This window comes from Pedobacter jeongneungensis (assembly GCF_039538295.1).
Classification (GTDB): Bacteria; Bacteroidota; Bacteroidia; order Sphingobacteriales; family Sphingobacteriaceae; genus Pedobacter; species Pedobacter jeongneungensis.
The window spans coordinates 132,882-147,071 of sequence record NZ_BAABBY010000012.1 but is presented as its reverse complement, the minus strand read 5'-3'; the positions used below and the strand labels follow the sequence as shown (position 1 = coordinate 147,071).

Here is a 14,190-nt window from a genome sequence, read left to right as displayed (position 1 = left end):
AAAATTAACAATCAATGCAATGCCCTTAAACATTGCAAATGTTCTTACTTAACCACATAGTGGCCAAATAAGATTCTAAAATTAAAATTTATTCTACAATTTTCCAAATTGTAAGCCTTAGAATTTTAATACCTTATGCATTTTTTGTAGTATTACGGTAAACAAAACTACTGCCTAAGCTATGCCCAAACTTCGTTTAACAACGCAACGAGAATCTATTTTTAATAATGAGGTCATCTCAAAATTCGAACTATTTAACAGTTTATTTCTCACCTTGCCTTTCTACAAAATTAAGGATACCGGAACACTGCTTCCCTTATTCTTTAAAAGCTGTGAAGAAGGCATTGCTAACGGAGAGAAACCCGCACAGATTATCGAAGAATTTTTTGCCAAGTACACCAGCTATACCGAGCGCAAGGATATTATTGACCTTCTTTTCCGTTTTATCCAGTATATCGAACGTCAGGTAGTGCTTTTTGATGCCGTAGAAGATGCTTCTTTTACCAAATTAAATACCACTGATGAGCAAAGTACACTGGCCTTTATTTTAAAGAAAAATGCCGATAATAAGCCTGTGCTGGCAAAAATTGAGAAGCTGATTGATGAACTTTCGCTCCGTTTGGTTTTAACCGCGCACCCCACCCAGTTTTATCCGGGCAGTGTATTGGCCATCATTACCGATTTAACCAAGGCCATCAGGGATAATGATATTATCTCGATGAATTCGCTTTTGCAACAATTGGGTAAAACACCATTTTTTAATAAAAAATCGCCAACACCGGTTGATGAAGCCTTAAACCTGGCCTGGTTCCTCGAAAATACCTTTTATTTTGCTGCGGCAAACATTCAGGAAGAAATCGACCAGAACCTGGATGAATATAACCTCGAAACCAAGAAAATTTTAGAACTCGGTTTCTGGCCAGGTGGTGACAGGGATGGAAATCCGAATATTCATGCCGATACAACCCTGGCGGTTTCTAAAATGTTGCGCCAGATCCTCTTCCGTTGCTATTACCGCGATTTCAGGGTAATTAAACGCCGTATCACTTTTAGGGGTGTTGAAGAAAATATCGCCAAACTGCACGATGTACTCTATCAAAATGCTTTCGATCAAACCTGCGAACTTCATGATATTTCTGATGAATTAAGGGATAACCTCAATAAAATTAAAGAAACATTACTGGCCGAACACGATGGTTTATTTGTGGATTTAGTTAACGACCTGATCCGTAAAATTGATCTCTATGGCAATTACTTTGCTTCGCTGGATATCCGCCAGGATAGCCGTGTGTTGAGAAGTGTACATGCGTATTGCCGTGAAAATAAACCGATTTCTTCTTTATATCCTGCTAATTATGATAAGTTATCAGAAGCAGAAAAACTAAACCTGATTTCTTTTAAAGAAGCAACTATTGTTTATGCAAGTGAACCTGATGCTTTAATTGAGGATACCATTGAGGTAATTAAAGAAATTAAAGGTATTCAGAAACGCAACGGCGAAAAAGCCTGCCACCGTTTTATCATTAGTAATTGCCAGCAGGCGAGCGACATTCTTCAATTGATTGAGCTTTTCCTTTGGAATGGCTGGAGTAAAGAATCGCTGACGATTGATTTTGTACCGCTTTTCGAAACCGTTAACGATTTAAAAGGTGCGGCCGCGATTATGGATACATTGTATAGCAATCCATTTTATAAAGCACATTTGGCCAGCCGTGGCAATAAGCAGGATATTATGCTGGGTTATTCTGATAGTACCAAAGATGGTGGCTACCTAATGGCCAACTGGTCTATTTTTAACGGAAAAACTTCATTGTCGGCTATTTCTGCTAAACACAACATCCAGCTGGCATTTTTTGATGGCCGTGGCGGTCCGCCTGCACGTGGTGGTGGTAAAACACATCGTTTTTATGCTTCAATGGGCAAGGAAATTGCCAATAAAAATATGCAATTAACCGTTCAGGGGCAGACCATTAGTTCGCAATATGGTTCAGTAGAAAGTGCTGAATTTAATATCGAACAACTGATCAACGCAGGATTAACCTCTGGATTAAAAGAAAAGCACAATATTCTGTTGGATCCTGAAAATAAAGCCCTGCTTGATGAAATGGCTGAAGAAAGTTATAAAGCTTTTGTCGATTTGCGTGAGCACCCATTATTTGTAAGTTATTTAGAGAAATTATCTCCTTTAAAACTGTTATCGCAGGCTAATATTAGCAGTCGTCCGGTAAAAAGAAACGGCGGCGGCGAAATGAAGCTTGAAGATTTAAGGGCCATTAGTTTTGTAACCGCCTGGAGTATGCTGAAACAAAATGTACCTGGTTTCTATGGAATGGGAACAGCCTTGAGCACTCAGGAAAAAGCCGGTAATTGGGATAAAGTGGTTAAGGTTTATCAGGATTCAGATTACCTGAAAACCATTGTAGATAACTGTATGATGAGCATGAGCAAATCGGACTTTGTAATTACGGCTCATTTAGCCAACGACAAAGAGTTTGGTGCCTTTTGGACTCAACTACATGACGAGTTTAAATTAACCAAAGAGATGCTCTTAAAACTCTCCGGACAGCCAACATTGATGGCGAACTATCCGGTAGATAAAAAATCAATCGCCACGCGTGAGAAAATTATCCTGCCATTAGTTTTAATCCAGCATTTCGCTTTAGAGAAACTGCAGCACGATCAAAGCGAGAAAGACCAGCACGCTTTAGAAAAGCTTGCAGTAAGAACGGTATTTGGTATTGTAAATGCCGGTAGGAATTTAGCTTAGTATTGAAAGACGTTTGCGCTCATTTCCAAACGAGTGCGTAAATAGCAATACGATTCTATCGTTTGTAAACGATAAACTATTCGACGCTCGTTAGAAACGAGCGTTAGCACTAATCCAAGGTCTGTGTCCGCACAGACCTTTTTTATTATTGTGCTGTCATTCTCAAAGCTTCGTCATTTCGAGCGAAGTACAACGAAGTCGAGAACCACGCAGTGCTCAGCGAAGCTAAATCTGTCTCGAGATAGATCTCTCCGCTCCACTGCGTTTCGGTCGAGATGACGGTTTTAGTTTAGGGCAATCAATAGAAGTTTAAGTTTTGGCAATGACGAAATCGCGTATAAACAAAAATCCCCTGCAGATTTTTCATCAGCAAGGGATTTTATATTTCGAAAAAGCGAGATTAAGCTTTAAGACGATTACCGATCAATGGAACCCATCACTTTTTGGCCAAAAGCATTTAGCGCATCTTTTTCGGCAGCACCTTCACTTACCATCTGGTGCACTTCAAGCGCGCCGCAGATATTGGTAATCATCTCGCCAGCTACATCAACCTCGTGCTCACTAACACCTCTAAATTCGCAGAAAGCTTCTAAAACTTCTAAAGTGGTCTCCAGTTGAGCCGGAGTGGTGTTTTGAAATAATTGTCTTATAACCGGAATCTTCATTACTTTATCTTGTTAAATAGTTCAATTAAACCTTCTGCTTTGTTGGTTTGCACCTGATCTACCAAATTGCCACCTTCAAAAGCTGCGAAAGTTGGTAAATTATCAACGTTTGCAAATTTGCGTGAGTTTGGAAGTTTTTCGGCATCAACAATCAGGAAGGCTACATCTTCATTTTCCGAAGCCAGTTTTTTAAACTTAGGTTTCATGATCCTGCAGTTTCCGCACCACGATGCAGCGTACTGAACCATCACCTTTGAGTTATCGGCCAGGTATTGTTGAAGATTATCTTCTATTAATTCTAAAAACATAACGTTTTGTTTAATTAGTTAGCGGCTAAATATTCAGCTACGCCAGTTCTGTTTGCGTTCATTGCTTCTTTTCCTTCTTCCCAGTTTGCAGGACAAACTTCGCCATGTTTCTGAACGTGAGCATAAGCATCAATTAAACGTAAATATTCTTTAACGTTTCTACCTAGTGGCATATCGTTAACACTTTCGTGGAAAACTTTACCGGTTTCGTCGATTAAATAAGTAGCTCTGAAAGAAACATTTGAACCTGAGAAAGATTCGTTTCCTTCTTCATCGTAGTTAACTTCCTGATCTAAAATATCAAGGATGCCAGATAATTGTCTGTGGGTATCAGCTAAAATCGGGTAAGTAACACCTTCAATACCACCATTATCTTTTGGCGTATTTAACCATGCGAAGTGAACTTCGTTGGTATCGCAAGACGCACCGATTACAATGGTATTTCTTTGTTCAAACTCTGGTAAAGCAGCCTGGAAAGCGTGTAATTCTGTAGGGCAAACGAAAGTAAAATCTTTTGGATACCAGAATAATAACACTTTACTATTTTTGTTTACAGCTTCTTCAAATACATTGATTTTCAAGTCATCACCCATGTCCGACATTGCATCAATACTAACACTCGGGAATTTTTTACCTACTATTGCCATAATTTTTTGTCTTTAATTTTGTTGGCACAAAGGTAAGGCTAAAAGAGGAGCCAATCAACCCCGATCCACTAATTGTTAATTGTATTTATTGATAATGATATAGATGAAAACTATATTGTTTGCAGGAGATATAGCAGGGTCCTATTTTATAGATTGCGTCATTTCGAGCGGAGTGCAACGCAGCCGAGAAATCTATCTCAAGGTAGATCTCTCCCTGCCCGAAGCAGGCGGGCGTTCCGCTGCGCTCCAGTCGAGATGACGGACCTTATTAAAAATTACTTCTTCAACGTATTTTCATACAATTTAAATATCCTTTTATACTCATCCGTCCAGCTGCTTGGCTCAACAAAACCATGGTCTTCTACCGGATAAACCGCAAGTTCCCAGTTGTTTTTGCCCAGCTCAATAAAACGTTGTGTAATGCGCACAATATCCTGAAAGTGTACATTTACATCAACCATGCCGTGTGCCATTAACAGGTTGCCTTTTAATTTATCCGCAAAGTAAATTGGTGAGCTTCTTTTATAGGCAATCGGGTCATTGTAAGGTTCGTTTAAAATATTGGAGGTATAACCATAATTGTAATGTGCCCAATCGGTAACCGAACGTAAAGCAGCGCCACTGGCAAAAACATCCGATTCGTTAAACATGGCCATCAACGTGATAAACCCACCATAAGAGCCGCCATATAAACCCACATGTTTTGGATTAACGCCATATTTCTCTACCAAGAACTTAACACCATCGGCCTGGTCGGTTAAATCTTTTCCACCCATGTGGCGGTAAATGCCCGTACGGTGATCGCGGCCATAACCAGAACTTCCGGTATAATCGATATCAATTACCGTGTACCCATTATCGGCCAGTAAATTATTGAACATAAACTCACGGAAATAGGTGCTCCAGCCAAAATGTACGTTTTGTAAATAGCCAGCACCATGTACAAATACTACAGCAGGATGGTTAGGGTGCGGATGATCCGGTTTATAAACCCTTGCATATAAATCGGCTCCGTAGCGGTTTTTAAAGGTAACCATATCGGGTTGACGCCATTTATAAGAATTAAATTCTGCAGAGGTTGATTGCGTAACCTGTACGGCTTTAGCTCCGGCTTTATTTGGCTGGAGATATAATTCTCCGGGTTTATCCATATAAGAATAATTGATGGCGATATATTTCTCGTCGGGCGAAAGGGTGATGTCATTCAACCCCTTCATGGTGGTAATCTGAACAAGTTCACCTCCATTAACACCGATTTTAAAGAAATTGGTAATGCCTGGGTGCTCTTTATTTGCTTTGATGTAAAACGTACTTCTGTCTTTTGAGAGCTGTACCGATTGTACTTCCCATTTACCCGAAGTAAGCTGTTTTTTATCGCCGGTATTTACATTTGCCACATATAAGTGCGAATAGCCTGTAGCCTCACTTTGGTAATAAAAACGGTTATTATCGATCCACCCAGTGCTGCCCTGGTAAAAACCGCTAATGCCAGGACCGCCGATCCAGGCTTCATCGCGCTGGCGATCTATTAAAGAAAATTTACCTATCAAAGCATCCAGTTTCAAGATCCAGCGGTCTTTGTTGTCTGTGGAAGTGGCCACAACAATTGCGGTATTTCCATTGTCGTTCCAGATCGGGCCAAAGAAATTTACAGGCCTGTCGGCATTTTTCTTTTTTAAGGTATCCAGTTCTTTTGGATAATCTTTCAGGTAATCAGGAAGATCCTTTATGCCGGGAATGGTTGAAGTTTGGATGGCGTAAACTGTATCGCGCTGCGTATCATAAATAAAACCCTGTGAGGTATTTTCGTTTTCGCCAACCTTGGTCCGGCCAGGAATATCTTCGGTATAACCAGATCCGGTTACGTAATTCGGAACAATGGTATTGTGGTTATTCTGAGCAGGGGTGGTGAGTTTGTAGGTTATAAAATGCCCGTCCGGACTAATAACTACCCCATTGAGAAACTTATCTTCGGTGTAAAGTTCTTTTAAAGTTTTTGTATCTCCGGAGGCACCACCAAAGCGACCTCTTCCGCCACGCGAACCGTTTTTGGCTTCTGCATTGCGCTTTTTAATGATATCGAAAAGTTCCGTTTGCTCTGCTTTTAACCACTTGTCTTGTTCGGTAAGAGGTTTGGCTTCTGTTCTTCCTGCTTTTTTACCTTTAACAAAATTAGTAAGCTGTTTGGTTTCGGCCGATTTTAAGTCCACCTCGAAAAGATTATCGCCCAACTGGTAAACAACGTTTCCATTGGTCAAAAAAACAGGACTGTTTTCTCTTTCGAGTGTGTTGGTTAGGCGTGTTTCTTTATTCGTTTTGAAATTCTTCAGATAGATGTCGCCACTTTTTTCTACCAAGCCCAGGCTGCGGTCAGCATTATAGGTATAGTTTAAGCTCAATAGTTTTTCATCTTCTTTTTCAACCGCTTTTACAGGTTTTGCAGAAGTTGCCGAAACTTTAAATAATTCTTCTTTGGCTTTATTTTCAGGGTTCCAGTTAAAATAAAGGGTTTTGCTATCTGCCGTCCAGCGGAAATTAGTGGGTGCAATACCCATCCATTTTGGGTCGCGCATAATTTTTTCTACGGTTAAAGGGGCTAGTTGTTGCGCAAAAGTGTATTCGCCCGTGCAAAGCAAAAGGAAAAGTAAATATTTCTTCATGAATTTTAGGTTTGGATGCAATTTAGGTAAAGCACAACCTAATTTTAGAAGGAAATGGAAATGTTACAACCTCAGTCATATAAATTAACCACAGATAAAAGGATGAACACAGATTATTTTTTGCAATTATGCTTAATCTGTGTTTATCTGTGCAAATCTGTGGCAAAAACTAAAGGATCACCCTCCTGGTTTTATTTATTTCTGCCTTCTGAATTAACCACAGATAAAAAGGATGAACACAGATAATCCTTTGCCTTAAGGTTAAAATTTGTGTTTATCTCTGCGAATCTGTGGCAAAAAACTAGCGGATCATCCTTCCGGTTTTATTTATTTCTGCCTTCTGAATTAACCACAGATAAAAAGGATGAACACAGATAATCCTTTGCATTAAGGTTAAAATCTGTGTTTATCTCTGCGAATCTGTGGCAAAAAAACTAGCGGATCATCCTTCCGGTTTTATCTACTTCCGCCTTCTGAATTAACCACAGATAAAAGGATGAACACAGATTATTTTTTGCAATTATGCTTAAATCTGTGTTTATCTGTGCAAATCTGTGGTAAAAAACTAGCGGATCATCCTTCCGGTTTTATCTACTTCTGTCTTACCAATTAACCACAGATAACAAGGATGAACACAGATAATCCTTTGCATTAAGGTTAAAATCTGTGTTTATCTGTGCAAATCTGTGGCAAAAACTAACGGATAACCCTCCCGGTTTTATCTACGTTAACTTTATCAAAAGGTTCGAGGAATTCGTTAATGATGGTGGCAAATTCGCGTCTGGTTAACACTTTTTTAAGGTCATACCTGGAGCTGAACCTGTAATTTTTATTCCAGTTTTTCTGCAATGCATCTTTTGTAGCATCAACTGATTTATTGCCCACATAACACACCATAGAAATGGTATTTTCTAAATTAATTGGGATATTCTGATGATCATCGAACCAGATTTGAGCTTTGAAATAATATTCTTTAACCGGTTCTTTAATTTCGTTATAAGTTACTTCTTTTTCAGGTTTGAAATAAGCTTTACCCTGTTTGAGTTCTGCTTTGATAATTCCGGTAATGCCTACTTTTTGGATGGCCAGCCAATTCGAATCGGTGGGTTTTATATCTTCAAATGGCATTAATGCATGCTTATATGCTAACAATTCGCCCTGAATTCCTTTTAAATTTGATAAACTGGTTTTAATATCATAAAATGCACCATAGGCTGCAGTGGCTCCCGCTGCCGACCCAAATTCGGATTGTTCGGCAGGAATATATAAGAGATTTTCCTGATTGGGAATCAACAGGTTATATAATGATAAAAAATTAGCACCTGTTGAAGCAATACTTGCTACAGTGGTTCGGTAGGTATTTTCGTTATAATTTAACGGGCTTGGTTTCGCCGGATTTAAAGTTGTGATTTTTAATGCGGCAATCAATTTTTCAGGATTATCGGCCAGCAAAAGAATCCTTGCTTTAATACTTTTATCTTTTGTGAGTTTTACTTCCCAGCCACTGCCAGATCGTTTAATTTCGGCGTAGGGTGTGTTATTGATCACGTTTAAAAGTAGTGTGCTATCTGTCACCATTACTTTTGGCCGGTTTTTCTTATCGGGCTTAGGCTTTGGGGTTTCTAAGCTTTTCGCATTTTCGGTTTCGCGCTTTAAAAAGTTCTGATAAAAAGCCTTGTTGGTCGGGGCTATTTTATTTAAATCCAATTGTTCTTTTTGGGTAAGCAGGATGGTTTTTACACCCGATTTAAAGGACTGAAAAGACGCAGCATAAGCGGCATCGTCATTGCCAATAACCAGTACATCTGTTTTTATGGTTTGGGCATGGATAACCAGAGGAATTATGAATGCGAAAACAAAAAACAACCTTTTCATCTTTATTATTAAAATTTGCTGCAATATGCTTTAAATGAATGAATTTTTAATGAAACGGCAGCATTTTAACTAAATTTAATGCATTAACAGGCAAGATCGATTAGAGTAAAAGAGATTAGTGTCAGATAATTATGGAAGAACAGATAAAACCGGTTTTCGATTTACAGCAAAAACATAAATTCGATTTACGTAAAACGGATGCTAAAACCCGTGTGATAAAGTTAAAATTACTTAAACAAGCTTTGGAAAAGGCTGAAGAAGAAATATTTGCAGCCCTTGAAAAAGATTTACGCAAAAACCGTTTCGAAAGTGCCGTAACCGAACTGTATTTTACCTATGCAGAAATAGATTTTGCCATCAAAAAACTGAGGAGCTGGATGAAGCCTGAATCTGCCGGCAGAACCATGAGTAATCTTTTTGCAAGTAATAAAATTTATTACGAACCTAAAGGTGTTTGCCTGATTATTGCTCCATGGAATTACCCTTTGCAATTGATGATGAGCCCATTGGTTTCTGCAATTGCGGCAGGGAATTGCGTCATCCTTAAACCGTCCGAATTAAGCGAAGCAACAGCGGGTGTAATTAATAAAATGATTACAACCACTTTTGATCCAAAAGAAATCGCCTGTTTTGAAGGCGATGCTGGTGTTTCTACCGAACTCTTAAAACTCCCGTTTGATCACATTTTTTTTACAGGAAGCACCGCCATAGGCAAAGTGGTAATGGAAGCTGCGGCGAAAAACCTGACCTCAGTAACCTTGGAACTTGGGGGGAAATCGCCAGTGATTGTAGATGAAACCTGCGATATTAAAAAAGCTGCCGAAAAAATTGCCTGGGGTAAATTGGTTAATGCCGGCCAAACCTGTATTGCCCCTGATTATGTCTTGATCGAAGAAAGTAAGCTAAATGATTTTGTTGGAGATTATAGAACTGCAGTTCAGAAAATGTTTTTCGAAGGGGCTGAAATTAATCAAAAGGATTATGCTAAAATCATCAGTGAAAAACAGTTTAAACGTTTAATTAAATTAATGAACGATGCTGTTGCTGATGGAGCGGTATTGGCTTTTGGTGGTGAAAAAGATGAGCAAAATCTGACCCTGTTGCCTGCGCTTTTAACTTCTGTAAATGAAAGTAGCGACATCATGCAGGAAGAAATATTTGGACCTGTTTTACCTGTAATTACTTTTAAAAATGTGCAGGAGGCTATTGATTTGGTGAATAGTAAAAGTAAACCACTGGCGCTTTATATCTTTTCAGGTAGCAAGCAGAATCAGCATAAAATTATTAACGAAACCAGTACCGGTGGAACTTGTGTAAACGATGTACTGGTTCATATCAGTAACCCTAATTTGCCTTTCGGCGGTGTAAACAGTAGCGGGATGGGAAGTTGTCACGGGGTTTTTGGCTTCAAAACCTTTTCGCACGAAAGAGCGGTTGTTTTTCAATCAAAATTGGGGATGACCAGCATGATTTATCCTCCTTATGGCAAAAAAATGGGTCTGTTGAAATGGCTGAAGAAGCTGATGTAATTGGGAGGTTGTTTTAATGTTGGAATGTTATCATGGTTGAAGGTTAGATTTCAACTTTCCAGCCTTTCAACTATTTATTAGTTTTTAGAAACAGATAATTCTCCTTAAAAATCTTATTTTGGTTTCATGGATATAGAGCAGTTAAAATACCCGATCGGACAGTTTTCAATGCCTGATATTTTCGATCAGCAACAGATTGATACCTGGATTTCTGAAATTGAAGCACTACCCGGCCAGCTTAAAGAGGCTACCGAAAATTTAACGGATGAAGAATTAAACCAGACCTATCGCCCCGAAGGCTGGACATTAAGGCAGGTTGTTCACCATATTCCCGATAGCCACATCAATGCCTATATCCGTTTTAAGCAGGCCATAACAGAGGATATTCCGGTAATCAGACCGTATTATGAGGAACGCTGGGCTGAAACTGAAGAAGCTAAAAATGGTGACATCAATTTCTCTATTGATTTATTAACCGGGTTGCATCAGCGCTGGGTTGCTTTTTTAAAAACATTGCAAGTAGAAGACTACCAGAGAAAATATATCCATCCGGCACATAATAAGGAGCTCACTTTAGCCAATATGCTGGGCATGTACGCCTGGCATGGAAAACATCATTTGGCGCACATTACCAATACTGTTGCAAAATGAAGAGAATCTATTCATTTTCCATGATCTTATTCATGGTTGGCTTTTTTAGCGATGTTAAAGCCCAAAAAAATTCATCAGAAGTCTTTTCATTTGTTTTGGGTTCATGGGAAATGCAAACGCCTAAAGGTAAAAATGTAGAGCAATGGAGTAAAAGCGCTGATAAAATATTAAAAGGCAAAAGCTATCGTATTAATGCAAAAGGTGATAGTGTACTCACCGAAACTTTGCAGATCAGAACAATAGGAAAAGATATTTTCTATTGCTCAACTGTCGCCAATCAGAATGAGGGTAAAGAGGTTTGTTTTAAACTTATCTCCACAAAGAACCAGATTTATATTTTCGAAAATAAGGATCACGATTTTCCGCAGAGAATAGTTTATCAAAACCTGGGTAAAACAGAAATGCTCGCCTGGATTGATGGTAAGCTAAATGGCAAAAGCCGAAAATCTGAGTTTAGGTATAAGCGGCAGTAAACGATTCGTCATGCTGTTCCGATTTTACATCGGGGGTCAGCATCTTTCTAGCATGAAAGACCCTGAGATAAATTCAGGGTGACGATCATGTTAAAAGAGAGGATCTAACCTACATCAAAACCAACATCGCCGCGCTCATAGCAATCATAATCGCATCTTCAACAATGGTTACGGTGCTCATGGGTAGATTAAAAACAGCACCTAAACAGGCACACTGAATTTTCTTTTTGTTTAAAACACTTTCCAAAACGCCAAGGATACTTACTGTCATTACGATGAGGGTAACCCAGTTTACAACAACAGGAGAGAGGTTTAAGGCAAATGACAAACCAAGTCCCAATTCTATAAAAGCGTAAATAAAACCCCACGCACTGAATTTTTTGGCTACAATATCGTACATGGCATAACTTTCGGCAAAAGCTTTTAAGTTGAGCATTTTAAAGAAAGAAAAGGTGAGGAAAAAACCTGCCATAAATATGCGCATAAACACCATAAAATTAATGGCGTCATTTTGCCATGAAACCACTAAAGATATTGCGGTAACATATCCGAAGATCAATAAGATGGGTTTATAGGTTTCTGCCCATGATTTTGCTTCTTCCAGCGCTTCACTATGATGCGCAGCTGAAATCTGATATTTGCTGTCGGCGCCACCCAAAGCTTGCTGAAGGGTATCTAATCCAATATGTTTATCCATGCTAATGGTAGCAGAATTGGTATCTTTCGAAACCTCAACCGAGGTTACATCTGGTAAAACGAGCAGGTTACTTTTAACTTTATTTTCGCAACCGCCACAGGTCATGCCCGTGAGTTGATAGGTATGTGTCATGATGAAATTCTTTTAAGCAAATTTACCAACTTAAGGGGCCAAAAGCGTTACAGAATAATCATAATGTTTTATAGAATTTTAGTTTCTGTGATTCCACCAGATGCCGTCATTTCGAGCGGAGTGTAATGCAGTCGAGAACCACGAAGGTGCTCAGCGAAGCTAAATCTATCTAGAGTTAGATCTCTCCGCTCCACTGTGTTACGGTCGAGATGACGCGGTTTTGATAAACCCTAAACCCCTTATCCTACCAAAACAGACGTCATTGTTAACGAACCGCCAACGGCTTTGTCATTAAAAAACGCAATCTCTTCCTTATCGTTTTTCAATCCGAGGGTGTAAATAAGCGGCAAATAATGCTCTGGCGTAGGGATGGCCAGCATCGCATCGGTACCAAGGTTACGGTAGTTAATTAAAGGCTGATGATCTCCGTTGGCAATTAAGTTTTTAAACTTATCGTTCATCTCATTTGCCCAATCGTAACCACCACCGTTAATCATCTCCCAGCTTAACATGCGGAGGTTGTGTACCATGTTTCCGCTCCCGATAACCAATACGCCTTTTTTGCGGAGCGCATAAATTTCTTTGGCAATTTCGTAATGCTGTTCAGGAGATTTAGTGTAATCGATACTCAATTGCAATACCGGAATATCTGCATTAGGATACATGTGCCTTACCACTGTCCAGGTGCCATGGTCCAGGCCCCAGTCGTGGTCTAAGCCCACTGGTGTAGCGTGAATTAATCCGGGAATTTCTGCAGCCAAATTCGGATCGCCGGGAGCAGGGTATTGCACATCGAAAAGTGCCTGCGGAAACCCACCAAAATCGTGGATGGTAGTCGGGAAATCCATCGCGGTAACAAAAGTGCCATGGGTGTACCAATGTGCTGATACCACTAAAACGGCTTTTGGAACAGGTATATGTTTGGCTAAATCAATCCAGCTCTGACTAAACTCGTTATTTTCGATACCATTCATTGGAGAGCCATGTCCAATAAAAAGCGTTGGCATTAAATCCGTTTGCGGCAAACGCTGAGTAAAGTTTCTGAATTGAGATAATGTGGACATGGTATCGTTTTTGTCATGCTGAGCCTGTCGAAGCACCTATATGCATTTCGACAAGCTCAATGTGACAGATTTAATTAAAAAGTTTATTAGATCATCAAAATTGATTAATAACGATCTTCATCAATTATTTCGCCTGAACAAACTCCAGGTTCAATTTAATGGCAACATCTTTTGCAACACCAGCACCTGTTGGATCATATTTAATATTATAATCTAAACGGTTAATGGTCGTAGTAGCGCCAAAACCGGCTTTGGTATTGCCTTGCTGATCTTTAGCGGTACCACCATAAACCACAGCAAACTTTACATCTTTGGTTACATCGCGGATGGTCAGTTTACCATTCAATTCATAGTTATTGCCACTTAGTTTTTTGAAAGATGTGCCTTCAAATTTCATCGTAGGGAACTTCTCTGCATTAAAGAAATCGTCTGTTTTTAAATGGCCATCCCTCATCTCAACACCTGTAGTAATGCTGTTTACATCAACCGTAAAGCTAATTTTAGCATCGGTTAAATCTGGTTTAGAAGCCGTAACCGTTCCGTCGAATTTTTTAAATGAACCATCAACAAAAGAAATGCCCATGTGTTTAACTGAAAAGTTAACAAACGAGTGCATTGGATCTATTTTCCAGCTTGTTTGTGCAAATGATGCTACACTGATTGAGGCAGCGATCAGAAATAAGAATAATTTTTTCATACCTGGTGATTTTATTTAGGTACAA

The 14,190-nt window shown here is 39.3% G+C and carries 12 protein-coding genes; 4 read left to right on the top strand and 8 right to left on the bottom strand.

The genetic code is table 11. From position 1 onward, the window contains the following. The first annotated feature begins 181 nt into the window (after positions 1-181). A complete protein-coding gene (locus ABD769_RS21310; protein ID WP_344853380.1) occupies positions 182-2,767 on the top strand; it encodes a phosphoenolpyruvate carboxylase in 2,586 nt (861 codons plus the stop codon). 416 nt (positions 2,768-3,183) lie between these two features. On the opposite strand, the gene ABD769_RS21305 is transcribed toward ABD769_RS21310, so the two are convergent. The 5 genes from ABD769_RS21305 to ABD769_RS21285 form a co-directional block, all read right to left on the bottom strand. Continuing rightward, the gene (locus tag ABD769_RS21305; protein WP_010599336.1) at positions 3,184-3,432 is read right to left on the bottom strand and encodes a DUF6952 family protein; all 249 of its coding nucleotides are present in this window, start codon (positions 3,430-3,432) and stop codon (positions 3,184-3,186) included. Beyond that, positions 3,432-3,740, bottom strand: coding sequence for a thioredoxin family protein (locus ABD769_RS21300; RefSeq protein ID WP_344853378.1), 309 nt, complete (start codon positions 3,738-3,740; stop codon positions 3,432-3,434). The genes ABD769_RS21305 and ABD769_RS21300 overlap by 1 nt, the downstream gene beginning before the upstream one ends. A gap of 14 nt (positions 3,741-3,754) precedes the next feature. Continuing rightward, positions 3,755-4,387 (bottom strand): peroxiredoxin, encoded by a 633-nt coding sequence (locus ABD769_RS21295; RefSeq protein WP_344853377.1) that lies wholly within the window; start codon positions 4,385-4,387, stop codon positions 3,755-3,757. 275 nt (positions 4,388-4,662) lie between these two features. After that, entirely contained in the window at positions 4,663-7,047 is a 2,385-nt protein-coding gene (locus ABD769_RS21290; protein WP_344853376.1) for a S9 family peptidase, read from the bottom strand. Between the two features lie 696 nt (positions 7,048-7,743). Further along, positions 7,744-8,922, bottom strand: coding sequence for a hypothetical protein (locus ABD769_RS21285; protein WP_344853375.1), 1,179 nt, complete (start codon positions 8,920-8,922; stop codon positions 7,744-7,746). A 131-nt stretch (positions 8,923-9,053) separates the two neighbouring features. On the opposite strand from ABD769_RS21285, the gene ABD769_RS21280 reads away from it, so the two are divergent. From ABD769_RS21280 to ABD769_RS21270, 3 genes are all read left to right on the top strand, one after another. After that, positions 9,054-10,451, top strand: a complete 1,398-nt coding sequence (locus ABD769_RS21280) for an aldehyde dehydrogenase family protein (protein WP_344853374.1) — start codon at positions 9,054-9,056, stop codon at positions 10,449-10,451. Positions 10,452-10,577: 126 nt separating this feature from the next. Further along, positions 10,578-11,102, top strand: a complete 525-nt coding sequence (locus tag ABD769_RS21275) for a YfiT family bacillithiol transferase (protein ID WP_344853373.1) — start codon at positions 10,578-10,580, stop codon at positions 11,100-11,102. After that, entirely contained in the window at positions 11,099-11,575 is a 477-nt protein-coding gene (locus ABD769_RS21270; RefSeq protein WP_344853372.1) for a DUF6265 family protein, read from the top strand. Before ABD769_RS21275 ends, ABD769_RS21270 begins: the two co-directional genes overlap by 4 nt. A gap of 109 nt (positions 11,576-11,684) precedes the next feature. On the opposite strand, the gene ABD769_RS21265 is transcribed toward ABD769_RS21270, so the two are convergent. The 3 genes from ABD769_RS21265 to ABD769_RS21255 all read right to left on the bottom strand — a co-directional run bounded on the left by ABD769_RS21265 (position 11,685) and on the right by ABD769_RS21255 (position 14,165). After that, positions 11,685-12,404, bottom strand: coding sequence for a heavy-metal-associated domain-containing protein (locus ABD769_RS21265; RefSeq protein ID WP_344853371.1), 720 nt, complete (start codon positions 12,402-12,404; stop codon positions 11,685-11,687). A gap of 239 nt (positions 12,405-12,643) precedes the next feature. Beyond that, entirely contained in the window at positions 12,644-13,468 is an 825-nt protein-coding gene (gene ygiD / locus ABD769_RS21260) for a 4,5-DOPA-extradiol-dioxygenase (protein WP_344853370.1), read from the bottom strand. Positions 13,469-13,592: 124 nt separating this feature from the next. After that, a complete protein-coding gene (locus ABD769_RS21255) occupies positions 13,593-14,165 on the bottom strand; it encodes a YceI family protein (RefSeq protein WP_344853369.1) in 573 nt (190 codons plus the stop codon). Positions 14,166-14,190: the final 25 nt, after the last annotated feature.

What these genes read in the sequence shown, in the direction of transcription:
- ABD769_RS21255 (WP_344853369.1), bottom strand. Translation starts at nt 14,165, where the DNA reads ATGAAAAAATTATTCTTATTTCTGATCGCTGCCTCAATCAGTGTAGCA.
- ABD769_RS21285 (WP_344853375.1), bottom strand. Translation starts at nt 8,922, where the DNA reads ATGAAAAGGTTGTTTTTTGTTTTCGCATTCATAATTCCTCTGGTTATC.
- ABD769_RS21265 (WP_344853371.1), bottom strand. Translation starts at nt 12,404, where the DNA reads ATGACACATACCTATCAACTCACGGGCATGACCTGTGGCGGTTGCGAA.
- ygiD (WP_344853370.1), bottom strand. Translation starts at nt 13,468, where the DNA reads ATGTCCACATTATCTCAATTCAGAAACTTTACTCAGCGTTTGCCGCAA.
- ABD769_RS21305 (WP_010599336.1), bottom strand. Translation starts at nt 3,432, where the DNA reads ATGAAGATTCCGGTTATAAGACAATTATTTCAAAACACCACTCCGGCT.
- ABD769_RS21290 (WP_344853376.1), bottom strand. Translation starts at nt 7,047, where the DNA reads ATGAAGAAATATTTACTTTTCCTTTTGCTTTGCACGGGCGAATACACT.
- ABD769_RS21270 (WP_344853372.1), top strand. Translation starts at nt 11,099, where the DNA reads ATGAAGAGAATCTATTCATTTTCCATGATCTTATTCATGGTTGGCTTT.
- ABD769_RS21300 (WP_344853378.1), bottom strand. Translation starts at nt 3,740, where the DNA reads ATGTTTTTAGAATTAATAGAAGATAATCTTCAACAATACCTGGCCGAT.
- ABD769_RS21280 (WP_344853374.1), top strand. Translation starts at nt 9,054, where the DNA reads ATGGAAGAACAGATAAAACCGGTTTTCGATTTACAGCAAAAACATAAA.
- ABD769_RS21310 (WP_344853380.1), top strand. Translation starts at nt 182, where the DNA reads ATGCCCAAACTTCGTTTAACAACGCAACGAGAATCTATTTTTAATAAT.
- ABD769_RS21275 (WP_344853373.1), top strand. Translation starts at nt 10,578, where the DNA reads ATGGATATAGAGCAGTTAAAATACCCGATCGGACAGTTTTCAATGCCT.
- ABD769_RS21295 (WP_344853377.1), bottom strand. Translation starts at nt 4,387, where the DNA reads ATGGCAATAGTAGGTAAAAAATTCCCGAGTGTTAGTATTGATGCAATG.